The following is a 26,134-nucleotide window of genomic DNA, read 5'->3' on the forward strand; positions in this document are numbered from 1 at the left end:
GAGTATGGTCGGCTTTACTGGCGCTGCAGACGCGCGCTCAGCCAGTTGAACCAACCGGCACGGTTCGCCGCAGTTTGCGGGGTGCCGAAGCTCTCGGTAATACGGTCGAGGATGATCGCCAGCAGAACCACGGCCATGCCGCTTTCGAAGCCCAGGCCGATGTCCAGACGCTGGATACTGGCCAGTACGTCGTTACCCAGGCCGCCAGCGCCGACCATCGAGGCAATGATCACCATCGACAGGGCCATCATGATGGTCTGGTTGACGCCCGCCATGATCGACGGCATTGCGTTAGGCAGTTGCACCTTGAACAGCAGTTGGCGACCGTTGCAGCCGAACGACTGACCGGCCTCGACGATTTCCTTGTTGACCTGGCGAATACCCAGGCTGGTCAGGCGTACCGCCGGCGGCATGGCGAAGATCACCGTGGCGATGATGCCGGGCACGCGGCCGAGGCCGAACAGCATCGCCGCCGGGATCAGGTAGACGAACGCCGGCATGGTCTGCATGAAGTCCAGAATCGGCCGGATGATGGTCGACACGCGCTCGCTCTTGGCCGCCCAGATGCCCAGCGGAATACCCATCAGCAAGCTGATCAGGGTCGCCGAGAAGGTCAGGCCGAGGGTCACGACTGTTTGTTCCCAGAAGCCGGTCATGACGATCAGCACGAAGGCGATGGCGGTGAATACGGCGAAGCGAAAGCCGATGCGCCACAGGCCGAGGGCCACGAAGATGGCGATCAGCAGCCAGGCCGGGGGCAGCATGAGTACTGCCTCGATGCCCTCGGAAAAGCCGCTGACCACGCTGCCGATACTGTCGAAGGCACCGCTGTAGTTATCCAGCAGGTGTTGTACCGAGTCGTTGACCCAGCTGCCCAGATCCAGTTTCTCGCTCATGTCATTCTCCCTGCAGACGAGTCAGAAGGCGGCCTTTGCTGATGGCGCCACTGTAATTGCCGTCCTGGTCGACCACCGGGATCGGCCCCTCGTTGTCCACCAGGCGACCGATCACCTGATCCAGCGGCATATCTTCGGGAACCGGATTGATTTCCTTCAGAACGGCCTGATTCAACGAACAGGATTCGCCGCCCTCGACCAGCAGGGCGATCTTCTCCAGGCTGATGGAGCCCTGGAACTTGTTGTCTTCGTCGACGATGAAGGCGTAGTGCTTGTCCTGTTCCTGCAACTCACGGCAAACAGTCTGCGCGTCGGGCGCCTTACCGTTGTGCACGTAGATCGGCACGCTGTCCGACTTGAGCTGGCCAGCGGTCAGATAACGGCTGGTGTCGACCGTATCGAAGAAGTTGCGCACGTATTCGTTGGCAGGGCTGTCGATAAGTTCCTGCGGCGTGCCGACCTGAATCAGCTTGCCGCCTTCCATGATGCCGATGCGATTACCGATACGCATGGCCTCTTCGATATCGTGAGACACGAAGATGATGGTGCGGCGATCGGTCTTCTGCAGCTCGAGGAGGATGTCCTGCATCTCGCGGCGCTTGAGCGGGTCGAGGGCTGAGAAGGCTTCATCCATGATGATCATCGACGGGTCGACGGCCAGGGCGCGAGCCAGTCCGACACGCTGCTGCATGCCGCCCGAGAGCTCGTGGGGGAATTTACTGGCGAAGGTGTCCAGGCCAACCTGGGTCAGAACCTGCATGGCGCGCTCTTCGCGCTCCTTGCGGCCCTTGCCGGCCACTTCGAGACCGAAGGCGGCGTTGTCCAGAACGGTGCGCGAGGGCATCAGTGCAAAGGACTGAAAGACCATGCTCATGTCGCGGCGGCGCAGTTCGATCAGTTGATCCTTGGGCAGCTTGGCGACGTTCTGCCCGTCGATGAAGACGTCTCCGGCAGTCGGTTCGACCAACCGGTTGATCAGGCGGATCAGGGTGGATTTACCGGAGCCGGAAAGGCCCATCAGGACGAAAATTTCACCTTCCTCGACGCTGAACGATACGTCGCTGACGCCAATGACGGCGCCTTTCTCGGCGAGAATTCTATCCTTGCTCCAACCTTGCTTTAGCAGGTCGATTGCTTCTTGCGGTTTGTCGCCGAATACCTTGTAGAGGTTCTCGACAACGATTTTTCCAGACTGCATGGGATGGTTCCCCTTCAGTAGACATCCAGAGCAGCTACACGCAGCCTGCCGCACGCCCACCGGGCATACGTCAGGCAATGTCGACTGTTCTCGCTTGTGGGTATGGACACGGTTCCGAGGTTTGGACAGCGTTCTGCTACATGGCGTTCTGCTGGCACTCGCGCACGCTCCCGAAGACCTGCCCAGGCGGCTTGCAGCCCCCGGCATTCCTGGGTTACGTGTCGAATGAATAATGCGTTGCCGTGCTGCAAACTGCTTTCCAAACCCTCTGGCAGTGTTACGAAGCCCAGTCCTTTGGGAATTCACACCCCATCCGAGGTGTGCGTACATCCGAAATTTCTTGTTGGACTGGCGCCCTGTTGCGGTAGCCAGCACTTATCTGTTCTTCGGTCCGGAGCGGAGGGCTCCGGTCTGCCACTCTGGTCAAGAGCGACAGCGACGAAATCGGCTGACTCAACGATATAGTCTTGCGGTCGCGGCAATTATCGAATTGCGACCCTGACGTGTTGGGCGACGACACCAAGGTGTGTCACCTAAAAAACCATAACAGATTTTTTCTACCCTTGGCCAAGGCTGGAGGCCACGTGTGGCGCGGTTCTCAGCTTTTCAGTCGGCCTTAGGCTAGGTGAGCCGGGGGCTGCAGCGAATTCGAAAAAAAACGTATGTAAGCCTGTCGGTAGTTGCAAAACGGACGTTGAAAGAGCGATTTTTGAACTGTTCTGATCGCCTGGTACATCCGGGAGCGGCTGGTACCTGCAGATTGATGACGTCTTTTCATGGATCCATACGACCCTGGCAGTCGGAGTGGCTGTGCCAACTTATTTGTTGAATCAGCCGCTGCGAGCTCATCGTCGAGCTATGCGGCGATAACAGGAAATCCGCCTGTTACCAATGGGCGTTTATCGCCCAGATGGCCGGTTGTCCGCCAGCTTTTGGTGCAGGTCGAGTAATGGCCGAATCGTCATTGCCGTGACCGCTCAGTCACGGGCTCCGTTACTGCCGCCGGGTAACCATCCCAAAAGTATGGGAACACCCTCAGGATGTAGTGCTACCAAAATGCTCAAGCCCTTGTGGCATGGCACTTTGCGCCAATTTTAAGATGAATCGCCGAGTACCTCTGGCTCGCTCTGCCGGGGCGTTCCAGCCTGGGCGATATTTTATTGAACGACCGTTCAATGTCGGCATGACCTTTGCGTTATATAGGCCATCTGCTTGACTGCCATGTGCCGTGAATACAAGAAAATCAGAGCCTCGTGATGAAGGCTCACAACGTGCTTAGCGTGAGGGTTCACCGATGTCACAGTTCAACCAGGGAGCGCAGCTCCAGAGCCGTGTTCCCCAATCCATCGGGTTTCTCCTGTTGGACAATTTCACCCTGATCTCCCTGGCGTCCGCCGTGGAACCTCTGCGCATGGCCAACCAGCTTTCCGGCAAGGAGCTGTATCGCTGGCACACCCTGACCCTCAATGGCTTGCCTGTGTGCGCCAGCGACGGTCTGCAGATCACCCCGGATGCCTGCACTGCCAACGCGCCAGCCCTGAGTGCGGTGATCGTTTGTGGCGGTGTGGATATTCAGCGTAGCGTCACCCGTGAACACGTGCAGTGGCTGCAAGCCCAGGCGCGTCAGGGCCGGCAGATGGGCGCGGTGTGCACCGGCAGTTGGGCGTTGGCCAAGGCCGGCTTGCTCGATGGCTACGATTGCAGTGTGCACTGGGAGTTTCTCGCTGCGATGCAGGAGGCTTTCCCCCGTGCGGCCATCACCACGCGACTGTTCTCCATCGACCGCAACCGCAATACCTCGTCCGGAGGCACCGCGCCGATGGACATGATGCTGCACCTGATCGGCCGCGAGCATGGTCGAGAACTGGCGGCGGCGATCTCCGAGATGTTCATCTACGAGCGCATCCGCAACGAGCAGGATCACCAGCGCGTGCCGCTCAAGCACATGCTCGGCACCAATCAGCCGAAACTGCAGGAAATCGTCGCCTTGATGGAAGCTAACCTCGAGGAGCCCATCGACCTCGATCAACTGGCGCTCTACGTGGATGTTTCGCGTCGTCAGCTGGAGCGTCTGTTCCAGAAGTACCTGCACTGCTCGCCGTCGCGCTATTACCTGAAGCTGCGCCTGATTCGCGCCCGGCAGTTGCTCAAGCAGACCTCCATGTCGATCATTGAAGTTGCCTCGGTCTGCGGCTTCGTCTCCACGCCGCATTTCTCCAAGTGCTACCGCGAGTACTTCGGCATTCCACCGCGTGATGAGCGCGCGGGCAGCAGCTCGAACGTGATTTCCCTGGTGCCGATTCGCGATGACCTGATGCATGAGTCGTCTTCCGCCATGTCCGCGCTCAGTCGTGCTAAGGGTGAGTCGACCTTCGCCAGCGTGCGCATCCTCTGATCCAGATGGTGGTGACGGCTCCTGGCCGTTACCGCCAGATGCATCCTGAGCAAAAAATCGCCTGGAGCGATTTTTGACGTCGCTTGCGAGGGCCCGAAGGGTGACCACCCGGGGGTGGTGGGCACAAAAACACCTGCCGCTCGAGAACCGCATGGCATCGGGCTTTCGGTGCTTTCCAAACAGCTTATCCACAGCCATGCACACAGTATTTGTGCGCAAGCTATTGGTGCTGACGATAACGTTGCCTGCTCTTTACGATTTTTGCTGGAGTGGCCCTGGAAAGGGCTTCTTGGCGGTTTTTCCGAAAAGCGTCTGGACAAAAAACCGACAAGCAGTTGCAAGGCCCGTGATGCCGGGCGGCTGGCAGTTATTCAACAGTTTATCCACAGGCGCATGCACAGTATTTGTGTGCAAATCGTGGCGGTTTGCAGAGTAGGGCAGGCTGCGCTGCAGCCTGCCCAATTACCAGAAGCCCTAGCGGCGTGGCACGAGAGCCGGCAGCAGGGTGCGTGAGATGGCTTCGCGTACGGTCGGCAGCACGGTGGCGCTGCCGGCGAGTATGTCTTCGACCATATGGCGCAGCGCCAGGGCGCGTTCCGGGCACAGGCCGGTGACCGCGTATTCGCAGGCCTGCTCGGCGCTGGCGCCACTGGGAATGCTGATGCCCAGGGCTACCAGGCGTTCACGGAGATCTTCCTGGTCGATCAATTCGGCGTGCATCATCGTCCTGTCCTCGTGGAGTGTTTGAAGATCGGCGCCCCGTCAGCGCAGTACGCCTTCGTCCAGCAACAACTTGAAGATAGCCTCTGCGCCCTCCTGTGGCGAGACGCCGTTGAGCACCTGGCCACCGCCGCCTGCGGCCTTGGCCGTGGCTGCTTTCATTCGTTCGGCGCCGGTCTTGGCCTTGATCACCTTGAGGCGTTTGGGTCGGGGGCGCGCTGGTAGCCACTGAGCATCGGCGTAGAGCGGGTCGTCGATCAGTTCCACCGATTCATTGTCCAGAATGCCGCGACGGGCCGGGCCGAATGCGCTCTGGCGAGCGGCTGGTGCCGCACCGTCGACACTGGCGACGAACGGCAGGCGCACCTTGAGCCGCCGCCGTTGCCCACGGGGCAGCGCCTGCAGCACCTGGGCGCTACCTCCTTCGATGCTTTCCACTTCTGCCAGGCCAATGATCAGCGGCCAGCCTAGGCGCTCGGCCAGTAGGTAGGGCAGCATGCCCGAGCCTTCGCCGGTTTCCGCCTGGCTACCGGTCAGTACCAACTGTGCGTTGGCGCGTTGCAGGTGCTCGGCGAGTGCTGGCAGGGCATCGGCCTCGCGAGTCTGTTCGAGCACAGTGAGGCCGGGCAGGCCCATGCCCAGGTAGGCGCGCAGGGTTTCTTCGTGCGGATCGCCGGCATGCACCACGTTGAGTTTCTCACCCGCCAGCGTCAGGCCCAGCTCCACGGCGCGGGCATCCTGCTCGGCGCGCCGCGGCCGCCCCGATGCCGGGTGTGCGCCGATGGAGACGAGGGCAACGACGTTCAATTCAGCCATGCTGGAACTCCACCGGTACTTGGGATTTCGCGGGCCATGCCCGCGATAGGCTGCTCATGCGGCATCGCGTTTGGCTCCCTGGCGGTGGGCTTCGACCCGTTCCATCAAGGCCTGGAGGATGGCGGCGGAGTCGCCGATCACTGCCATGTCGGCCCGTTTGATCATGTCGCAGCCGGGGTCGAGGTTGATCGCCACCACCTTGTCGCAGGCGCCGATGCCCTGCAGGTGCTGGATCGCGCCGGAGATGCCGACCGCCATGTACACGCGGGCGGTGACCCAGGTGCCGGTGGCGCCGACCTGGCGGCCGCGAGGCATATGGCCGTCGTCCACCGCCACCCGTGAGGCGCCTTCGGTGGCGCCGAGGGTCGCGGCGGCGCGATGGAACAGGGCCCAGTCCTTCACGCCGTTGCCACCGGAGAGGATGAACTCCGCTTCGGCCATGGGAATCTGTGCCGGGTCGACGGCCACCGAGCCCAGGTCTTCGATACGCGGCAGGTTGCGCGCGACCTGCGCCGACAGCTCGACCAGTCGCGCTTCATGGCGGCTTTCGCTGACCGGTTCGGCGCATTCCGCGGCAGCCAGAATCAGGCGCGGGGCTACCTGGGCGATGTCCTCGCGGCCCGCGCCAGCACGGCCGGTACTTTGCCCGTCCTTGACCTGCCAGACGCGCGTCGCCGGGCGCTCGCCCAGGCTGGCTGCCAGGCGTCGCCCAAGTTCACCGCCGCCGTTACGGCTGTCCGGCAGCAGCCAGTGACGCGGTGCGAACTGACTTTCCACCGCGCGCAGGGCAAGCACGCGCTGCTCCGGTGAATAGCCTGCGTACTCTTCGCCGTCGAGGTGTACCAGACGGTTCACGCCCGCGGTCTCGAAGGTGCTTTCGCGGATTTCGCCAAACACCACGGCAAGCACTGCGCCGTCCTTGCCGGCCAGTTGGTGGGCGAGGCCGAGCAGATCCTTGTCGTGACTGCTCAGGCGGCCGCCGACCATGTCCGGCACCACGGCGATGACGAATGCCGGCTGCTCGACGATGTGCAGTGGCAGTTGCACCTCCACGCTGGCGCTCTGGCGCTTGTTCGAGCCGCCCTGCTGCGCGCCGCTGCGGTCGATGCGTTTGAGTCCGGCCGGGCCGAGGAAACCGGCGGCCGCGGCGTGCGGGTTCTTGCGCACCAGGCCGTTGGGGCCGACCCACTGGATCTGCTGAGTTTGCAGGGCAGCGTGCAGCGGATGCAGGCGGTTGCGTGCGATCCATTCGGCGCGCGGGTCGCGTCGGATCAGGTCACTCATTTAGGCCACCTCCGCCAGCGCGGCACCGTAGGATGGGTGATAACCCATCGGCCATTGATGGGTTATCACCCATCCTACGCATCTGAGCCATCACGCCACCTCCACGGTGTCTGATTTGGCCACCGGTTTCTTCCGTTGTGCTTCGCTCTCGATCAGCACCTCGGCCACCAGCTCGGCGATGTCCTTGATCTGCGGGCGCGGTTCGACCACGCCTTCGAGCATCACGGTGCATTGCGGGCAGCCGACGGCCACCAGTTCGGCACCGGTTTCCTTGATGTCTTCCATGCGCATGTCGGGAATCCGCTGCTTGCCGGGGATGTCGGTGATCGGCGCGCCGCCGCCACCGCCACAGCAGCGTGAGCGGAAACCGGAGCGGGCCATTTCCCTGACTTCGATGCCGATGGCCTTGAGCACCGTGCGCGGCGCTTCATATTCGCCGTTGTAGCGGCCCAGGTAGCAGGGGTCGTGATAGGTCACGCTGCCGCCCTTGTGTTGGCCGAGAGGTAGCAGGTCGCGCTGCATCAACGATTCGATGAACGTGCTGTGGTGCATGACCTGATAATGGCCGCCCAGGGCGCCGTACTCGTTCTTCAGCACGTGAAAGCTGTGCGGGTCGCAGGAGACGATGGTCTTGAACTGGTACTTGGCCAGGGTGGCGATATTGCGGTTAGCCAGCTGCTGGAAGGTCGCCTCGTCGCCGAGACGGCGGGCCACGTCACCGCTGTCGCGCTCCTCCAGGCCGAGCACGGCGAAGTCCACCCCGGACGCCTTGAGGATCTTCACGAAGGCGCGCAGGGTGCGCTGGTTGCGCATGTCGAAGGCGCCGTCGCCTACCCAGAACAGCACGTCGGTGCGTTGTTTCTCGCTGAGCAGCGGCAGGTTCAGGTCGGCGGCCCAGTTCAGTCGTCCGCCCGGTGCGAAGCCGCCCGGGTTGTCGGTGGCGATGAGATTTTCCAGCACCTCGGCACCCTTGTTCGGCGTCGAGCCTTTCTCCAGGGTCAGGTGGCGGCGCATGTCGACGATGGCATCGACATGCTCGATCATCATCGGGCATTCCTCCACGCAGGCGCGGCAGGTGGTGCACGACCACAGGGTGTCGGCATCGACCAGCGCCTTGCCCTGCAGCGAGACGATTGGCTGATGCGGGCCGCCGCTGTACTCACCGAGTGGTTTGCCACGGCCGTCTAGGGATGGATAGGGCGAGCCGGCGAACTTGGCGTCGCTGCCACCGGCCAGGCCGATGACCATGTCCTGAATCAGTTTCTTCGGGTTCAGTGGCTGGCCAGCCGCGAAGGCCGGGCACATGGCCTCGCACTTGCCGCACTGCACGCAGGCGTCGAAGCCGAGCAGCTGGTTCCAGGTGAAGTCGGTGGGTTTTTCCACACCCAGCGGCGCTTTGGGATCGCTCAGGTCGAGTGCCTTGAGGCCGGTGGAGCGACCACCGCCGAAGCGTTCGCTGCGGCGGTGCCAGGCCAGGTGCAGGGCGCCGGCGAAGGCGTGCTTCATCGGCCCCCCCAGGTCATGCCGAAGAACAGCTCGGACACGCCCCAGGCCACGCCCACGGTCAGGAGGGCCGCAAGCACCCAGCCACCGAAGTCGGTGGGCAGAATGCCAGCCACCGGCAGCGTGGCGATGAAGAAACTTGCGGAGAACATCAGTAGGCTTTTTGGCAGGCGCATCCACGGGCCTTTCGACAGCCGTGCCGGCGGATTGCGTCTGCGTTTGGCGACGAACAGGGCGCCAACGAACATACAGGCCGTCGCGGCCAGCAGGGCGAAGCCAAGGATGCGGTTGTGCAGGCCGAAACCATGCACGACGATCGCCAGCACGGCGGCAAGCACGAAGCCCCCCGCAGTCGCCACGTGGGTTTTCGACATGTAGGCGTCACGCTCGACCACATGGTGCAGGTCGACTAGATAGCGCCGCGGCATGTTCAGCAGGCCACCGAGCCAGTCGACCTGGGCGGGCCGGCCACGGCGCCACATGAAGAAGCGTTTCGCTGCACCCAGTACGGCCAGGCCGAGGGCGGCGAAGAGCAGGATGGGGAGAATGGTTTGCAGCATGGTGGAGCTCCCGCAAGGGTCTTGTAGGAGCTGGCTTGCCAGCGATTCAGGCAGCGCGGTGTGGCGTGGCAGCCGCGTTATCGTTCATCGTCGGCAAGCCGGCTCCTACAGGCGTGTTCGGAGTTCCCTCGCGGACGGTTCGACGCCTCGACGTGGGAATCATCAGCGGCTTTTCTTAGAAATCCTTGCACAACCGCAGCGCGTCATAGATCGCCGCATGGGTGTTGCGCTGGGCCACGCAGTCGCCGATGCGGAACAGCAGGTAACCCTCACCGGCCTGGCTCAGCGAGGGCTGTGGCGCGATGGCGAACAGCGCGTCGATGTCCATCTGGCCCTTGTTGCGCGAGCCTTCCTTCAGGGCGTAGTACAAGCCCTCGTCCGGGCGCACGCCGTTCTCGACGACCACCTGATCGACCACGCGCTCTTCCTTGGCGCCGGTGTATTCGTTCTCCAGCACGGCAATCTTCTTGTCGCCCTCGGCGTAGACCTTCTCCAGCATCATGTCGCCGGTCATGATCACTTCCTTGGGATACATGCTGCGGTAGTAGGTCGGGAATGACGTACCGCCAATAGCCACACCCGGCTTGATGTCGTCGGTGACGATCTCGACCTGGCAACCCTTGTCGGCGAGGAAGTCCGCCACCGACATACCGGTGAATTCGCAGATGGTGTCGTACACCAGCACGTTCTTGCCCGGTGCCACCTTGCCGCTGAGGATGTCCCAGCTGCTGACCACCAGGCCTTCGGCCGCACCCCAGTGCTCGACCTGCTCGAGGAACGGGTGCCCGCCATTGGCGAGAATGACGATGTCGGCCCGCAGGTCGTTGATGGTGTCCACGTCGGCCGCGGTACCCAGGCGCAGGTCTATGCCCAGGCGCGCCAGCTCCAGCTGATACCAGCGGGTGATGCCGGCGATCTGGTCGCGCTGCGGGGCCTTGGAGGCCAGGGTGATCTGCCCGCCGAGCTGCTCCTGCTTCTCGAACAGCGTCACGTCGTGGCCACGTTCGGCGCTCACGCGAGCGGCTTCCATCCCGGCCGGGCCGCCACCGACGATCACCACCTTGCGTTTCGGCCCGTTAGATTTCTCGATGATGTGCGGCAGGCCCATGTACTCGCGGCTGGTCGCGGCGTTCTGGATACACAGCACGTCCAGGCCCTGATACTGGCGATCGATGCAGTAGTTGGCACCGACGCACTGACGGATCTGGTCGATCTGGCCCATCTTGATCTTGGCGATCAGATGCGGGTCGGCGATGTGCGCGCGGGTCATGCCGACCATGTCCACGTAGCCGCCTTCGAGAATGCGCGTGGCCTGGTTCGGGTCCTTGATGTTCTGCGCGTGCAGCACCGGCACGTTGACTACTTCCTTGATGCCGGCCGCCAGGTGCAGGAACGGCTCTGGCGGGTAGCTCATGTTGGGGATGACGTTGGCCAGGGTGTTGTGGGTGTCGCAGCCCGAACCGACCACGCCGAGGAAATCGAGCATGCCGGTTTCGGTGTAGTACTTGGCGATCTGCTTCATGTCGTCGTGGGACAGACCGTCCGGGTGGAACTCGTCGCCGCAGATGCGCATGCCCACGCAGAAATCGTCGCCCACTTCGGCACGCACGGCCTTGAGTACTTCCATGCCGAACTTCATGCGGCCTTCGAAGCTGCCGCCCCATTCGTCGGTGCGTTTGTTGACCCGCGGCGACCAGAACTGATCGATCATGTGCTGGTGCACGGCGGACAGTTCGACGCCATCCAGGCCGCCTTCCTTGGCCCGGCGTGCGGCCTGGGCGTAGTTGCCGATCACCCGCCAGATTTCCTCTGGCTCGATGGTCTTGCAGGTGGCACGGTGCACCGGCTCGCGGATGCCGGACGGCGACATCAGGGTTGGCCAATGGCCGCCATCCCAGCGCGAGCGACGGCCCATGTGGGTAATCTGGATCATGATCTTGGCGCCATGCTTGTGCATGGCGTCGGCCAGGTTCTGGAAGTGCGGGATGATCCGGTCGGTCGCCAGGTTCACCGATGCCCACCAGTGCTGCGGGCTGTCGATAGCCACCACCGAGGAGCCACCACAGATGGCCAGGCCGATGCCGCCCTTGGCCTTTTCCTCGTAGTACTTCACGTAACGCTCGGTGGTCATGCCGCCGTCGGTGGCATACACCTCCGCGTGCGCGGTGGAGAGCACGCGGTTACGGATGGTCAGTTTGCCGATCTGGATCGGCTGGAACATTGCTTCGAAGGCCATGACCTTCTCCTCGGCGACTGCACAGCGTTCACGGTTGACGCGGGCAAAGGCACCTTTATTGGGTGGCGCCTCTTGCCCTATTGGTTACAGCGGGCGGGTGATGAACAAGCCATCGTCGTGGCCTTCTTCCGAGCCGCTGTATTGCTGCACGGAGACGGTGCGGATCGAGCTGCCGTTGGCGGCGAGAATCTGATCGATGGCGCCGGAGAACCAGCCGGTGAACATGTAGTCCACCTTGCGACCTACCTTGCCGTAGACGTACACGAAGGCGGAGTGCTTGAGCTTCACTTCGGCATAGCCGGTTTGCAGATCGAGTTTCTGCGTTTCGAACAGCCCCCAGCCGCGTTGCGACAGGCGTTTCATGTAGTGCTCGAACACCGCGGCACCTTCGATGCCGTGGCACTCGGCTTCCTTCTCGCACCAGTGCCAGGCGGACTTGTAGCCAGCCTTGTAGAGTATTTCGGCGTATTTGTCGGCGCCGAGCACTTCCTCGATGCCCATGTGGTTGTTGACGAAGAAATGCCGCGGTACGTAAAGCATCGGCAGGGCGTCGGTGATCCAGACGCCCGTTTCGTCGTCGACCTGGATGGGCATTTCGGGGGCGTGGGTGGCCATGTGGATAACTCCATAATCAAGTCGTTCGTAGGGTGGATTTGGCGTCGCGTCCGGCCTATTCGCCCCAGACGTCGGCCAGCACCCTCACCCAGTTTTCGCCCATGACCTTGCGCACGGTACGTTCGCTCATGCCGCGCTTGAGGAGGGTTTCGGTGAGGTTGGGGAATTCGCCTACGGTGCGGATGCCCAGCGGGTTGACGATCTTGCCGAAGCTGGTCAGGCGGCGGGCGTAGCCCTTGTCGTGGGTCAGGTACTCGAAGAAGTCCTGACCATGGCCCTGGGTGAAATCGGTGCCGATGCCGATGGCGTCTTCGCCGACGATGTTCATCACGTACTCGATAGCCTCGGCGTAGTCGTCGATGGTCGAGTCGATGCCCTTGGCCAGGAAGGGCGCGAACATGGTCACGCCGACGAAGCCGCCGTGGTCGGCGATGAACTTCAGCTCGGCGTCGGACTTGTTGCGCGGGTGCTCTTTCAGGCCGGATGGCAGGCAGTGGGAATAGGTGACCGGCTTCTTGGATTCGAGGATGACTTCCTCGCTGGTCTTGCTGCCGACGTGGGACAGATCGCACATCACGCCGACGCGGTTCATCTCGGCGACGATCTCGCGGCCGAAGCCGGACAGCCCGCCGTCGCGCTCGTAACAGCCGGTGCCGACCAGGTTCTGGGTGTTGTAGCACATCTGCACGATGCCCACGCCGAGCTGCTTGAAGATCTCCACGTAGCCGATCTGATCCTCGAACGCATGGGCATTCTGGAAGCCGAACAGAATGCCGGTCTTGCCCAGATCCTTGGCGCGGCGGATGTCAGCGGTGCTGCGCACCTGCATCACCAGGTCGCTGTTCTCGCGGATCAGTTTCTGGCTGGAGGCGATGGTGTCGATGGTTTCCTGAAAATCCTCCCAGACCGACACCGTGCAGTTGGCCATGGTCAGGCCGCCCTTGCGCATGTCTTCGAACAGTTCGCGGTTCCACTTGGCGATGATCAAACCGTCGATGACGATGCTGTCGGCGTGCAATTCGGCTGGGCTCATCAGGCTGCTCCCCTTGATTGGTGGCACCAGATTCGTTGCTGGCGCTTTGTGGGGAGCATATGCCTCGCCGCCCGATCGACCGGGTGCAAAAACGACTGGGGGATTGCCGAAAGCGTCAAGGCGAGGTCGTGAATGGATAAGCCTCTTTGGGCAGGCCTGTTCCAGGGCAGGGGATGACCGGCATGCAGCTACAAGGCGGAAGCAGCCGGTGGATGCAGAGCTTTCTTTTTGTAGGAGTGGCTTTAGCCGCGAGCTCTTTACGCCTAGCTAGGCACAATCGAGGCTAAAGCCTCTCCCACAAAAGCTCTGCCCATCGTCCGCTTCCGCCTTTTTCAGCCCGTAGGATGCTTGCGCCTTTTCACGGTCGCAGAGTGGGTGGGGCTGTTTCGTGTCGATCCTGCCGTGGGCTGACGGCGAAGCGGGTGCGGTAGCGGCGGGCGAAGTAGGATGCCGATTCGAAGCCGCAGGCCAGCGCCACTTCCAGCACGCTGAGGTCGCTCTGGCGCAACAGCTGGCGTGCCTTGTCGAGCCGCAGGCCGAGGTAGAAGGTGATGGGCGTGGTGTCCAGGTGCTGACGGAACAGCCGCTCCAGTTGCCGGGTGGTGATGCCTACCGTGTCGGCCAACTGCCTGGGAGAACGAGGCTCTTCGGTGCAGCGCTCCATCTCGGCGATCACCAGGGCCAGCTTCTTGTCGTGAATGCCATAGCGGCTGCTGACCTGCATGCGCTGGTGATCCAGCCGCGTGCGGATACGGCCGAGCACGAACTGCTCGGATACCTGGATCGACAGCGACTCGCCATGGTCGCGGCCGATCAGCCCGAGCATCAGGTCGAGGCTGCTGGTGCCGCCGGCACTGGTGATGCGCCGGCCGTCGATTTCGAACAGCTCCTGGGTCGGTTGCAGTTGTGGATAACGTTCGCGAAAGGCATCCAGCGCCTCCCAGTGCAGGGTGAAGCGCTGCCGTGCGTCCAGCAGCCCGGCCTCGGCCAGCACGAAGCTGCCGGTGTCGATGCCGCCCAGCACCCGGCACTCTCGATCCGCTCGGCGCAAACGGCTCGCCAACTGCGGGCTGAAACCTGCCAGCGGATCGAAGCCGGCCACCACGAACAGGTTGGCGTCCACCAGCTCCTCATCCAGGGCGCCATCGACGTTGAGCGACATGCCGTTGCTGGCCGGCACGGCCTGGCCATCGTCGCTGAGCAGGCGCCAGCTGTAATGTGGCGCGTGAAAGCGATTGGCAACCCGCAACGGCTCGATGGCGGACATCAGCCCCATCATCGAAAAGCCGGGCAGCAGGAAGAAACAGAAGTGGTGCGACATGGCGGAGTCCCCGCGTGTGGAGTCCGCATCTAACGGCAGGAGGGCTCTCTGATCAAGTCGGTATGGTCTGGTTTTGTGTCGATATAGTGCGAATCGCTTACCGGGTATCTGCGTAAGGTGCATGCATCGGAATCACGCTTTTCCGGTCACGGTACTAAAAACCAGATCAAACCGTTGAGAGGAGCCTATCAATGAAAGCGCTTACCGCATTCGCAGCGTGCTGCACGCTTACCCTGTTGAGTACGCCCTTGCTGGCCGCCGACGAGGAGAGTTGCAAGACCGTTCGCCTTGGCGCCGTCGGCTGGACGGACGTCGTCGCCACTACCGCCGTAGCCAGCGAACTGCTGCAGGGCCTCGGCTATGAAACGACCCAGACCCAGGCGTCGCAGCAGATCATTTTCGCCGGTATCCAGAAGGGCCAGGTCGATGCCTTTCTCGGCTACTGGAAGCCGATCATGGACGACAACATCAAACCCTTCCTCGACTCCGGCGCGGTGAAGGTGGCCGAGCAGCCCTCGTTGAACGACGCCGTGGCGGTACTCGCCGTGCCCAGTTACGCCGCCGAGCAGGGACTGAAAACTCTGGCCGATATTCCGCGCTTCAAGAGCCAGCTGGACGGCAAGATCTACGGTATCGAGGCCGGCTCCGGCGCCAATATGGCGATCCAGAAGATGATCGACCAGAACCGCTTCGGTCTCGGTGAATTCAAGCTGGTGGAATCCAGTGAGGCCGGCATGCTCGCCGCCGTGGGCCGCGCCGTACGCAGCGAGAAGCCGGTGGTGTTCTTCGGCTGGAAGCCACACCCGATGAACCTGCAGATGCCGATCACCTACCTGAGCGGCACCGAAGGTGTGTTCGGCCCCAACGATGGCGCCGCCACGGTTTCCACCGTGACCTCGCCGGACTACGCCCAGCGCTGCCCCAACGCCAATCGCCTGCTGACCAGCCTGCGCTTCACCAGCGCGCAGGAGGCCGAGCTGATGCAGCCGATCATGGATCGCCAGGCGCCAGACAAAGTGGCGCGTGAGTGGATTGCCGCCAACCCCGAGGCAGTAGCCGGCTGGCTGGAAGGCGTCACCACCCGTGACGGCAAGCCTGCCGCCGAAGCCCTGAACGCCACCCGCTAATCCCATCCCGTGTCGTTACCGTGCTTGCGCGGTGACGGCGTTCGCCCCGAAGAAGAGGAGATCGAACATGAACAATGAAGTCATCATCACCTGCGCGGTCACCGGCGCTGGCGATACCGTTGGCCGTCATCCGGCCATTCCGGTCACCCCGAAGCAGATCGCAGCTGCTGCCATCGAGGCCGCCAAGGCCGGTGCCACCGTCGCCCACTGCCACGTGCGCGATCCGCAGACCGGCAAGCCGAGCCGCGACGTGGCGCTATACCGCGAACTGGTCGAGCGCATCCGCGAGAGCGACACCGATGTGATCATCAACCTCACTGCCGGCATGGGGGGCGACCTGGAGATCGGCCGGGGCGAACAGCCGCTGGAATTTGGCGCGGGTACTGATCTGGTCGGCCCGTTGACCCGTCTGGCCCATATCGAGGAGCTGCTGCCGGAGATCTGCACCCTGGATTGCGGCACCCTGAATTTCGGCGATGGCGATTTCATCTACGTTTCCACCCCGGCGCAGCTGCGCGCTGGCGCCAAGCGCATCACCGAGCTGGGTGTGAAGGCCGAGCTAGAAATCTTCGACACCGGACACCTGTGGTTCGCCCGGCAGATGATCAAGGAAGGTCTGCTGGACGACCCGCTGATTCAGCTGTGCCTGGGGATTCCCTGGGGCGCACCGGCGGATACCACCACCATGAAGGCCATGGTCGACAACCTGCCACCGGGCCTGACCTGGGCCGGCTTCGGCATCGGTCGCATGCAGATGCCCATGCTCGCCCAGGCCATGTTGCTGGGCGGCAACGTGCGCGTCGGCCTGGAAGACAACATCTGGCTGGACAAGGGCGTGCCGGCCAGCAACGGCTCGCTGGTCGAGCGTGCGACCGAGATCATCGAACGCCTTGGCGGGCGGGTGCTGAGCCCGGCCGAAGGGCGCGAAAAGATGAACCTGAAAAAACGCTGAGCCTTTAGCCTGGAGCTTGGAAATGTCCTTCATTACCGATATCAAAATCTTCGCCGCCCTCGGCACCGGCGTGATCGGTGCGGGCTGGGTCGCCCGTGCCCTGGCCCGTGGCCTCGACGTGCATGCCTGGGATCCGGCGCCAGGCGCCGAAGCAGCGCTGCGCACGCGCATCGCCAACGCCTGGCCGGCCCTCCAGAAGCAAGGGCTGGCGCCAGGTGCCGCAATCGATCGACTGCGCTTTTTCGATGACCTCAAGGCTTGTGTGGCCGATGCCGATTTCATTCAGGAGAGCGCACCCGAACGTCTCGACCTCAAGCTCGAACTGCACGCCCGGGTCAGCGCCGCGGCGCGCCCCGATGTGATCATCGGCTCCAGCACCTCGGGCCTGCTGCCCAGCGAGTTCTATGCCGGGGCGCGTCACCCGGAGCGCTGTGTGGTCGGCCATCCTTTCAATCCGGTGTACCTGTTGCCGTTGGTGGAGGTGGTCGGTGGCGAGCGCACCGCACCTGAGGCCGTGCAGGCGGCCATCGCCATCTACAGCGCACTGGGCATGCGCCCGCTGCACGTGCGCAAGGAAGTGCCGGGCTTTATCGCCGACCGCCTGCTCGAGGCGCTGTGGCGCGAGGCGCTGCACCTGGTCAACGATGGTGTGGCCACCACGGGTGAGATCGACGACGCGATCCGCTTCGGTGCCGGGCTGCGCTGGTCGTTCATGGGCACCTTCATGACCTACACCCTGGCGGGCGGCGACGCCGGCATGCGCCACTTCATGGCCCAGTTCGGGCCGGCGCTGAAGCTGCCCTGGACCTACCTGCAGGCACCGGAGCTGACCGAGGCGCTGATCGACGATGTGGTCGCCGGCACGGGCGAGCAGCAGGGCCAGCGCAGCATCGCCGAGCTGGAGCGCTACCGCGACGACTGCCTGCTGGCGGTACTCGATGCCGTGCGCCAGACCAAGGCGCGCCACGGTTTCACCTTCGAGGAATGAACATGCTGCCTGTTACCTACCGAACTGCGGTGCAGGCCGATTGGGTCGACTACAACGACCACCTGCGCGATGCCTATTACCTGCTGATCTGCAGTTTCGCCACCGACGGGCTGATGGATCTCGTCGGCCTCGACGAGACGGGCAGGGCGCGCACCGGGCATACGCTCTACACGCTGGAGTGCCACCTCAATTTTCTCGCCGAGGTGAAGCTCGGCGTGGAGGTTCAGGTGCGCAGCCAACTGCTCAGTCATGATCGCAAGCGCCTGCATATCCATCACCTGATCGAGCGCTGCGCTGACGGGCAAACCGTGGCCGAAAGCGAGCAGATGCTGATGAACATCGACACCGCCAGCGGCCGCTCGGCGCCCTTCGATGAGCAGGTCGCCGGGCGCGTTGTCGAACTGACCGGGTCGCAGCAAGGCATGCCGCGCTCCGCCTGTGTCGGCCGGGTGATTGGGTTGCCGGTTAGATAGCGCTGCAAGACAGGCCTCTGCAGGGCGCTTGCACCCTCGATCGCCCGCAAGCCGGCTCCTGCCGAGCCTGCTGGGATTTACCCATGTAGGAGCCGGCTTGCCGGCGAGCATCCGAGGGCGGATCGATTGGTGTGCTGAAGCGAATCGAAGCCAAACCGCGCGCTGTAGGGTGGGCTTTAGCCCACCAGAGAGACAAAAGCGCGAGTGCGGGTGACCTTGATCGCCCGCAAACGGCGCCCTGCAGGAGTCGATTGCCAATCGAACCGTTCTGGCCAATCAGCCGCGCATCACCCGCCAAGCCGGCATGTTGTCATTAGGGTTGTAGGTCAGCTCGCTCTTGTCGGTTTTTTCCACGCCAATGGCTTTCAACCAGGTTTCCAGATCGCCGGTGCTGATCTTGCCGTCGCGTCTGTCGTTCTTGGTCAGGTTGTCGAGCTGGTCGAAGAAGCCCTGGTTGTCGAGCAGGAAGCGCGCCGCCTCTTTCTCGGCGTCGCTGCCATCGCCGTTGGCGATCTTCTCCAGATCCTTCTTGCTGACGATGGCGTCCTTGCCGTTCCAGTCGTCCCAGCGATCACGGATGGTATCGATGACGCCCTGATTCTCGTCGAAGAAGGCGCGGTCGTACTGCTCTTCGTGGGCGCCGACCATTTTCAGCCAGGTATTGAGGTCGTTGGTGCTCACCTTATTATCATGGCCGCCTTTACCCCACTGGGTATCGAGTTGCGTCCAAAACTCACCGTTGTCGAGCAGGAACTGTGCAGCCGCCTTCTCTTCGTCGCTGCCGTCGCCGTTGGCGATCTTTTCCAGATCCTTCTTGCTGACGATGGCATCTTTGCCGTTCCAGTCATCCCAGCGCTCGCGGATGGTGTGCATGACCTCGCGATTGTCCTGATAGAAGTCCTTGTCGAACTTGGCCAGGTGCAGGTCGTCATCCAGACGATTGATGGACGAGCCGCCTTCTTGCGGCGTGTCCTTGAAATTCTCCCATTCATCCTTCTGGTAGTCGTAGATGCTCTGTCCGGCGGGAGCGTCGCGACCGTCGTATTCGTAAAAGCTGTAGCGCGCGTATTCGAGCTTGTCGCCCCAGTCTTCCTGGGTCATGCCGAGTTCGGCGAGATCCTTGAACCACTGGCCTTCCTTGTCGGTGGCTTTCTGTTTTTTCTCATGGTCGACGAAAATGCCAATGATGCCGGCGATCAGCCCAAGGCCCGCGGTAATCAGGAACAGCGGCCCGGTTGCGCCTGCCAGCGCGCCGATACTGGCGAACAGGCCGACGGTGCCGATCACACCAGCCGTTGTACCCGCTACGCCGCTAATGATCTGCAACGCACCTGCCGCTTTGCCCATGTCGCTGTTGTTGGCAATGGCGTCCTTGATGGCGTAGCCGCCCATGACGATGTCCGCCACGCTGAGGATGTCCGGGGCCACGCCCAGTACTTTGGTCAGGGTGCCGCCAATCTTTGCCGCCAATCCAGGCTTTATGGACGGCACGTCCACCGCGCCGGTCGGGGTCAGCGCGTCGCGAATGGTCGCGCTATCGACGATGTTCGGCGTCGTGGGTGCGTTGCGGATCGAGTCGTTGACCTGCTCGATAGCGTCATCAACGATATCCGCGGCAGGCGGTGTGCGACTTTCCTGCTCGAACATCTCGTTGATGGACTCGCGATCCAACTCGAAATTGCCGGAGAAACCGTCGAATGGGTCGTTGCTCGCTGGCGTACTGCGGCCTGACTGCTGCTGACGTTCATCGAATACCCGGTCGAATGACTCACGACTCGGTGGCGTGATGTTGCGCTCTTCAAAATACTCCACGGCATCTTCGTAAATCGACGAAACGGCATCGTAGTAGGTCGTGCTGCCGGACGAGATCGAGGAGCTAACCGAGCGACTGGCAGCGTTTTCCAGGTGATCGGCAAATTCGCTGATCGAGGCATCATCCGGAACATTGCCCAGCCCGCTCGCGGTGCGCTGTTCGTTGATACTGTCGTTGATGGTCTCCTCGGTGATGTTGAGGTTCTGCTCCTGAGCAATTTCGTTGAGGCTGTTGTAGCGCGAGTAGTCTGCCGGTGGCGTTCCCCCGGCGCGGGTAACGATGCTATCGAGTAGTTGCCGGCTGCCAGCATCATCGAGGGAGCCAATGCCCGAGGCTTCGGCGGAAAGCCTGACTTGGTCAACGGCGTTACCGCCGCCGCCACCGTTCAGCGAGCCCAGCTCGATAAGGCTGTTGGCGCGGTTTTCTGCCGCATCGGGAATACCGGAGATGCCGCGCTCGCGTAGGAAACCTTCGATCTTTTTACCGATCGTGCCGTTTTCTTTGCCCCAGATTTCCGGAAGGGTTTTGCTCAGTCCCAGTAGTTCGGCAGTGTTGGTCTTGGTGAACAAGTCGAAGATCTTGGTCTTCTCGAACTGCGCCCCACCACTGAGGAAGGTGATGAAGTCCTTGGCGATGGCCAGGCGTTCCAGCGGTTCGTCGGACAGCTGGCCGTTCTTGGCCGAAAGCATGTAAATCGCCCCGCCCAGGGAGCCGAATGCGGAGAGAGTGCCGAGTACACCGTACTGGTTCAGCGTGCCGATAGCCCTGGTGAAATCATCCTTGCTGACTTCCGCCGGAATGTATTTGGTTTGTAGCTGCTGATCGAAATCAGCCTGGGTAATGGTGCCGTTGTTGAGCTGGTTACTGAGCTCGACGAAGTCGGCCATCTTGGTCTTGTCATTGAGCAGCTCGTTGTAGAACTTCTCGATACTGTCCTGTACGCGGCGTGGGATATCGGCGGACTTGAGAATGGTCTTGATCAGGCCGCCCAGATCCTTGTAGGCCATTTCCTTGTATTCATCGGGAATTGCGCCAGGGTCGCCGACCAGGGTATCGATTTCGACCAGAATACCGTTCTGCTTGAGCTCGGACTCAGCCTTGCGGGCGCGTTCCGGGTCGAGCAGCTCCAGGCTCGACGCAAGGCGGGCAACTTCCGCTTGGCCCTCGCTGTTCAGGCCCTGTTTCTTCATGTCGGCCAGGTATTTGACGAAGTCCAGGCTGGTTAGAGTGTCGTAAATTTCGTCTGCCAGCTTGGCCTTGTCTTCGCCGCTGACCTTCTCGATGGCGCTGTCCAGCTCTGCCTGGAACTCCTTGCCGATCTTGTCCTTCTCGCCGTCGCCGCTGGTGAACATGTCGCTGAGCAGCTTATCCACCGAGTCGCCGTTGAGGATGTCCTGCATATCCTCGGTACTCAGGGTTTCGCCATCGGTATCGAACTGGCGCCAGGTGGTATTTCCGCCGCGCGGGTCTTCGATGTAGGGCGTGATGCGGTGGCCGCTTTCCATCGACGCCTTGGCCTCGATGGCCTTGACCAGCTTGTAGATGTCGCTGTCTTTGCCGACCGTGCCGTCGTCGATGAGCTTCTTGTACTTGTCGAGCAGGTTCTTGGTGGCCAGCTCGACCACCGTCATCTCTTCCTTGTCGTCCTTGTTGGCCTTCTCGCCGCTGCTCTGACCGAGCAGATCCAGGGTATCGAGATTGGGTAGGTCGTATTTGTCGCGCAGCGCCTGGATCGAGTCGCCGCTTTTGACGTGGTCGCTCCACATCCCCGCGACCCGGTCGTACATCTCCTTGTTTTCGTGCTGGGATACGACGTACTTCTTGCCGTCCTTGGTCTCGAACTGGATGACTCCATTGCCGAATTCGTCTGGCCCGCCCCACAGGGCAATATCATGCTCGGCCACGTAGGTGTCGGCACCCGCCACCTCACGGCCATCGGCCACGCGCTGCTCAAGGGTGTAGCGAGACAGGCCGATCTGCTGCACCGACGCGAACAGCTCGGGGGTCAGCGCCTTGGAGACGCTGACGGTTTCGCCGTCGGCGGTGATGTAGGTGATCACCTCGGCGTCTTCCAAATTGCCCTGCCACTTGAACTGGGTGTAGTCGCCCCAGTCCTGCACCTCGGTATTGCGGTCGGCGATGATGTGTTCGTCGCCCATTGCTGCGACGACCTGAGCCTTTTGCTCGGGGGACTGGTTAAGGGCGTGTAGGTTGACCAGAAACTTGTACAACTCGGGGTTGACCGAGCGCTCCACCACTACGCCCTGACCATTGACCTCGTAACGGATCTTGCCGTCCTTGGCCGCTTCGACCTGGGTTTTGTCCACTGGCGGCCACGTCTCATTGTCGGTGGCGGTGCGGTCTTCCTTGGGCTTGGGATTGCCTTCGGCCTTGAGGCTCAGACGCATGATGCTGTCGAAACGTAGGCCGTCACCGCCTGCCTGGTCGTTGGGGCCTTTGCTCAGTGGTTTCACGCTCACGGTAGTTTCCTCGCGAAAGTGGAAGCGCGTGGCCGGGCTGCTTCGCAGAGAACGCCGCGTGTGTGCCTATGGCCGGGACTGCCTCGATTGTTTCGCTTACTGGCGTGAAATGCTGTGAAACATTCCGTTCATCACCGAACGGGCAGGGAGAGGCCCCGCGGGGGCATGGTTAGGTTAAAGGCGGAAGCGACCGGTGGATGCAGAGCTTTCTTTTTGTAGGAGGGGCTTTAGCCGCGAGCTCTTTACGCCTAGCTAGGCAAAATCGAGGCTAAAGCCTCTCCCACAAAAGCTCTGTTCACCGTCCGCTTCCGCCTTTTTGCAGCCCTTGTGTTTACTGCGCCTTGACGTCGCGCAGGTAGGGCGCCGGAGCGGCGCCGAGGTTGTTGAGCATGCGGCCGCTGTACCAGTCGATAAAGTTGACCACGCCGAACTCGTAGGTCTTCGAGTAAGGCCCGGGCTGATAAGCAGTGGAGTTGATGCCGCGCTGGTTCTCTTCGGCCAGACGGCGATCCTGGTCGTTGGTGGCGTCCCAGACTTCACGTAGGCGGGCAACGTCGTAGTCAACGCCTTCGACGGCATCTTTGTGCACCAGCCATTTGGTGGTGACCATGGTTTCCTGGGCGCTGATCGGCCACACAGTAAAGACGATAATGTGATCGCCCATGCAATGGTTCCACGAGTGCGGCAGGTGGAGAATGCGCATCGAACCCAGATCCGGGTTCTGGATGCGCCCCATCAGTTTTTTGCTGCCCTGCTTGCCGTCCATGGTCATGGACACGGTGCCTTTGAGCAGCGGCATGCGCACGATGCGGTTACGCAGGCCGAAGCCGGCATGCAGGTAAGGGATCTTCTCGGCTTCCCATTTGGCGGCGGATTCGGCGACGTGATCCTTGAATGACTGACTGGCACGCGGGTCGTTGGTGTCATCCCACTCCAGCAAGGTGTTGAGCAGCTCCGGGTGCGAGCCATTGCAGTGGTAACACTCGCGGTTGTTCTCCAGCACCAGTTTCCAGTTGGCCTTCTCGTACAGGTTGGTCTGCACCGCCACCTTGGTGTTTTCCATGTCGTATGGCTCCATGTAATGAGCCAGGGTGGTGAGGAATTCGTCGATCGCCGGCGGGTTCTCGGCCAGAGAAATGAAGATGTAGCCGCCAGCGGTCTTGCAGTTCACCGGCTTGAGGCCGAACTGCTTCATGTCGAAGTCGGCACCCATTTCGGTACCGGCGAACAGCAAGCGGCCGTCCAGCTCGTACGTCCACTGATGGTAGGGACAGACCAGCTTGGCCACCTTGCCCTTGTCACTGGTGCACAGGCGCGAGCCGCGATGCCGGCAGACGTTGTGAAAGGCGTGCACGACGCCATCGGCGCCGCGGATGACGAGAACCGGGTTGTTACCGATCTGCAGGGTCAGGTAATTGCCCTTGGTGGGAATCTCGCAGGTCATGCCGGCGATCAGCCATTCCTTGTGGAAGATCTCCTGCATGTCGAGCTGGAACACGCGCTCGTCGTTGTAGAACGGCTGCGGTAGGGAAAAAGTGCGTTCGCGGTTCTGCAGCATGTCGGCGGCTGCGGCGCGGGCCGGTTCCAGCGGGTCGCCAAGGCTCAGAGTGGAGGTGACGGTCATCGGAGAACTCCTCGTGGCGAGCGCGCTGCGCGGGCCGTGAAAGTGGCTATTGCGGTGGTACGCAAGGTGGCGCATCGCACCCCTGATCGCCTGCCGAATGGCGCTTTGCAGAGGGGTTGCGGCTGACGCTCTTATCCTGTTCGGCTGGGGGCGAGTGTGGAGCCGGGCGCAACCTGAACCTTATCCATGGGCGACATGGCCGAATCATTTCCCGACTCGGTAGGCCAGTGTCTACGGGGCAGGTCGCCGTTAGCATGCCGATGTCGCTGGCAGGTAAATGAACGACAGGTGCGTTGCGCACAATCGCGGCAGAGACAGGGCCGGTGAGCGGCCTGCGTTGCGCGAGAGAAACGACCATGTCGAACGAATTCCTCTATCCCGTTACTACCCAGACCTGGAGCAATGGCCGCCACGTGGTGCGTTGCGTCAAGGTCATCCAGGAAACATGGGATGTGCGCACCTTCTGCTTCATGGCCGACCAGCCGGTGCTGTTCTTCTTCAAACCGGGTCAGTTCGTCACCCTTGAGCTTGAGATCGAAGGCCGGCCGGTGATGCGCTCCTATACCATTTCCAGTGCGCCTTCGGTGCCTTACAGCTTCTCGATCACCATCAAGCGGGTGCCGGGCGGCAAGGTGTCCAACTGGCTGCACGACAACCTGTCCGAAGGCCAGGAACTGGCCGTGCATGGTCCGGTCGGGCTGTTCAATGCCATCGACTTTCCGGCAGACAAGGTGCTGTTTCTCAGCGGCGGCGTGGGCATCACTCCGGTGATGTCGATGGCCCGCTGGTTCTACGACACCAACGCCAACGTCGATATGGTCTTCGTGCACAGCGCGCGCTCGCCCAAGGACATCATCTACCACCGTGAGCTGGAGCACATGGCGGCGCGCATCAACAACTTCAATCTGCACGTGATCTGCGAGAAGCATGGCCTGGGCGAGGCCTGGTCGGGCTATCGCGGCTATCTCAACGAGCCCATGTTGCAGCTGATGGCGCCGGACTATCTGCAGCGGGAGATCTTCTGCTGCGGGCCTACGCCATACATGGCTGCGGTCAAGCGGCTGCTCGAAGCCAAGGGCTTCGACATGAGCCGCTACCACGAGGAAGCCTTTGGCCCGGTACCGGCGGACGTGCGTGAGGAGGTCAAGGAGCTGGCCGAGCAGGCCGCCGATGCGCCGGACGTGCCAGCCGCCGATCTCAACCAGGTGGCATTCACCAGCACCGGCAAGAGCATTCAGGTCGGCCCTGGCGAGACCGTGCACGCGGCAGCGGCGAAACTCGGGCTGCATATCCCCAAGGCATGCGGGATGGGGATTTGCGGAACCTGCAAGGTACTGAAGACGGCCGGCGACGTGGATATGGAGCACAACGGCGGGATCACCGACGAGGACGTGGCCGAGGGATACATCCTGTCCTGCTGCAGCGTGCCACGTAACGACGTGAGCATCGATTATTGATCCTCGTGCGTTTGGTTAAAAAACCAGCAGCACCCTGCAGGGCTTGCAATCAGTGAACTGTAGGCAGCATCAAACAGCTTATCCACAGCTAGACACACAGTAATTGTGTGCAAAAAAGAATAAGTTACGCTCGAGCAACTGTGATCGGCGATAAGCCTGCTCAGTAGAATTGGTGGTTTTTTGATCGCTTTCCGCTAGGCCTTATAAATAAAGGGCTGTGGCTCGGTGGTGACAGGTTATTCACAGCTTGATCCACGGACTTTGGGGAAAGGCGGCGGCTGGGTTATTCACCGTTAGTTAACCCGATATCGATTGCGGAGCGTTGCCAAGGCGCTTGGTATGCTTGGATTGCTGTTGATCAAAAAACGATCTATTTGCTTGAGGCTACGTAATCACTGGCCTGTATGGCTGTCTGAACACCTTATGCACAGCTAAGCGCACAGCTTATGTGTGTAGATAACTCTGCAAGATCATGAATTAGAACGTTTTTCGCTCAAATCGCTAGATCCCTTACCAGATAACGGCTACAGCCGTTTATATACAGGTTACCCACGTCATCATCCACGGATTCTGGGGACGTCTATCCACAGCGCTGGAGTGGCACTTATCGCCTGTTGTGGATTAAATGGCCTATCAAGTCGGT

Annotated in this window: 17 protein-coding genes and 1 pseudogene; 6 read left to right on the forward strand and 12 right to left on the reverse strand. The window is 61.8% G+C overall.

The window, feature by feature from the left end; all coding sequences use genetic code 11:
- Nucleotides 1-14: 14 nt before the first annotated feature.
- A complete protein-coding gene (locus ACZ0AI_RS19060) occupies nt 15-896 on the reverse strand; it encodes an ABC transporter permease (RefSeq protein WP_225836256.1) in 882 nt (293 codons plus the stop codon).
- Nucleotide 897: 1 nt separating this feature from the next.
- Nucleotides 898-2,094 carry a quaternary amine ABC transporter ATP-binding protein gene (locus tag ACZ0AI_RS19065; protein ID WP_463563216.1) on the reverse strand — a complete coding sequence of 399 codons (1,197 nt, stop codon included), beginning with the start codon at nt 2,092-2,094 and terminating at the stop codon, nt 898-900.
- A gap of 1,294 nt (nt 2,095-3,388) precedes the next feature.
- Between ACZ0AI_RS19065 and gbdR the strand changes: the two genes are divergently transcribed.
- Nucleotides 3,389-4,489 carry a choline metabolism transcriptional regulator GbdR gene (gene gbdR / locus ACZ0AI_RS19070; RefSeq protein WP_463563217.1) on the forward strand — a complete coding sequence of 367 codons (1,101 nt, stop codon included), beginning with the start codon at nt 3,389-3,391 and terminating at the stop codon, nt 4,487-4,489.
- 474 nt (nt 4,490-4,963) lie between these two features.
- Here gbdR and ACZ0AI_RS19075 read toward each other — a convergent pair whose 3' ends face one another.
- The 8 genes and pseudogenes from ACZ0AI_RS19075 to ACZ0AI_RS19110 all read right to left on the reverse strand — a co-directional run bounded on the left by ACZ0AI_RS19075 (nt 4,964) and on the right by ACZ0AI_RS19110 (nt 14,577).
- A complete protein-coding gene (locus ACZ0AI_RS19075) occupies nt 4,964-5,212 on the reverse strand; it encodes a hypothetical protein (protein ID WP_463563218.1) in 249 nt (82 codons plus the stop codon).
- 39 nt (nt 5,213-5,251) lie between these two features.
- Complete coding sequence (etfB, locus tag ACZ0AI_RS19080) at nt 5,252-6,025, reverse strand: electron transfer flavoprotein subunit beta (RefSeq protein WP_463563219.1); 774 nt, start codon at nt 6,023-6,025, stop codon at nt 5,252-5,254.
- 54 nt (nt 6,026-6,079) lie between these two features.
- Entirely contained in the window at nt 6,080-7,309 is a 1,230-nt protein-coding gene (etfA, locus tag ACZ0AI_RS19085) for an electron transfer flavoprotein subunit alpha (protein ID WP_463563220.1), read from the reverse strand.
- A gap of 90 nt (nt 7,310-7,399) precedes the next feature.
- Nucleotides 7,400-9,372: pseudogene (gene dgcB, locus ACZ0AI_RS19090) on the reverse strand (dimethylglycine demethylation protein DgcB).
- A 175-nt stretch (nt 9,373-9,547) separates the two neighbouring features.
- A complete protein-coding gene (gene dgcA, locus ACZ0AI_RS19095) occupies nt 9,548-11,608 on the reverse strand; it encodes a dimethylglycine demethylation protein DgcA (protein WP_463563221.1) in 2,061 nt (686 codons plus the stop codon).
- Nucleotides 11,609-11,692: 84 nt separating this feature from the next.
- Nucleotides 11,693-12,223 (reverse strand): DUF5943 domain-containing protein, encoded by a 531-nt coding sequence (locus ACZ0AI_RS19100; protein WP_463563222.1) that lies wholly within the window; start codon nt 12,221-12,223, stop codon nt 11,693-11,695.
- 55 nt (nt 12,224-12,278) lie between these two features.
- Nucleotides 12,279-13,256: a dipeptidase gene (locus ACZ0AI_RS19105; protein ID WP_463563223.1), complete on the reverse strand. Its 978-nt coding sequence runs from the start codon at nt 13,254-13,256 to the stop codon at nt 12,279-12,281.
- Between the two features lie 358 nt (nt 13,257-13,614).
- Entirely contained in the window at nt 13,615-14,577 is a 963-nt protein-coding gene (locus ACZ0AI_RS19110) for a GlxA family transcriptional regulator (protein WP_463563224.1), read from the reverse strand.
- A 191-nt stretch (nt 14,578-14,768) separates the two neighbouring features.
- Between ACZ0AI_RS19110 and choX the strand changes: the two genes are divergently transcribed.
- The 4 genes from choX (at nt 14,769) to ACZ0AI_RS19130 (ending at nt 18,117) form a co-directional block, all read left to right on the forward strand.
- Nucleotides 14,769-15,704: a choline ABC transporter substrate-binding protein gene (choX, locus tag ACZ0AI_RS19115; RefSeq protein ID WP_225836236.1), complete on the forward strand. Its 936-nt coding sequence runs from the start codon at nt 14,769-14,771 to the stop codon at nt 15,702-15,704.
- Nucleotides 15,705-15,771: 67 nt separating this feature from the next.
- On the forward strand, nt 15,772-16,656 hold the full coding sequence (gene cdhC / locus ACZ0AI_RS19120; RefSeq protein WP_463563225.1) for a 3-dehydrocarnitine:acetyl-CoA trimethylamine transferase CdhC: 885 nt from the start codon (nt 15,772-15,774) through the stop codon (nt 16,654-16,656).
- Between the two features lie 22 nt (nt 16,657-16,678).
- Nucleotides 16,679-17,644, forward strand: a complete 966-nt coding sequence (locus tag ACZ0AI_RS19125; RefSeq protein ID WP_463563226.1) for an L-carnitine dehydrogenase — start codon at nt 16,679-16,681, stop codon at nt 17,642-17,644.
- Nucleotides 17,645-17,646: 2 nt separating this feature from the next.
- Nucleotides 17,647-18,117, forward strand: a complete 471-nt coding sequence (locus tag ACZ0AI_RS19130; RefSeq protein ID WP_463563227.1) for a thioesterase family protein — start codon at nt 17,647-17,649, stop codon at nt 18,115-18,117.
- A gap of 276 nt (nt 18,118-18,393) precedes the next feature.
- Here the strand turns inward: ACZ0AI_RS19130 and ACZ0AI_RS19135 are convergent, their stop codons facing one another.
- Nucleotides 18,394-22,410 carry a hypothetical protein gene (locus tag ACZ0AI_RS19135; RefSeq protein ID WP_463563228.1) on the reverse strand — a complete coding sequence of 1,339 codons (4,017 nt, stop codon included), beginning with the start codon at nt 22,408-22,410 and terminating at the stop codon, nt 18,394-18,396.
- Nucleotides 22,411-22,741: 331 nt separating this feature from the next.
- Nucleotides 22,742-24,034: a glycine-betaine demethylase subunit GbcA gene (gbcA, locus tag ACZ0AI_RS19140; protein ID WP_463563229.1), complete on the reverse strand. Its 1,293-nt coding sequence runs from the start codon at nt 24,032-24,034 to the stop codon at nt 22,742-22,744.
- Between the two features lie 356 nt (nt 24,035-24,390).
- Between gbcA and gbcB the strand changes: the two genes are divergently transcribed.
- Complete coding sequence (gbcB, locus tag ACZ0AI_RS19145) at nt 24,391-25,491, forward strand: glycine-betaine demethylase subunit GbcB (protein ID WP_463563230.1); 1,101 nt, start codon at nt 24,391-24,393, stop codon at nt 25,489-25,491.
- The last annotated feature ends 643 nt before the right edge of the window (nt 25,492-26,134 follow it).

The sequence above is a fragment of the Pseudomonas sp. AC355 genome, assembly GCF_979258205.1.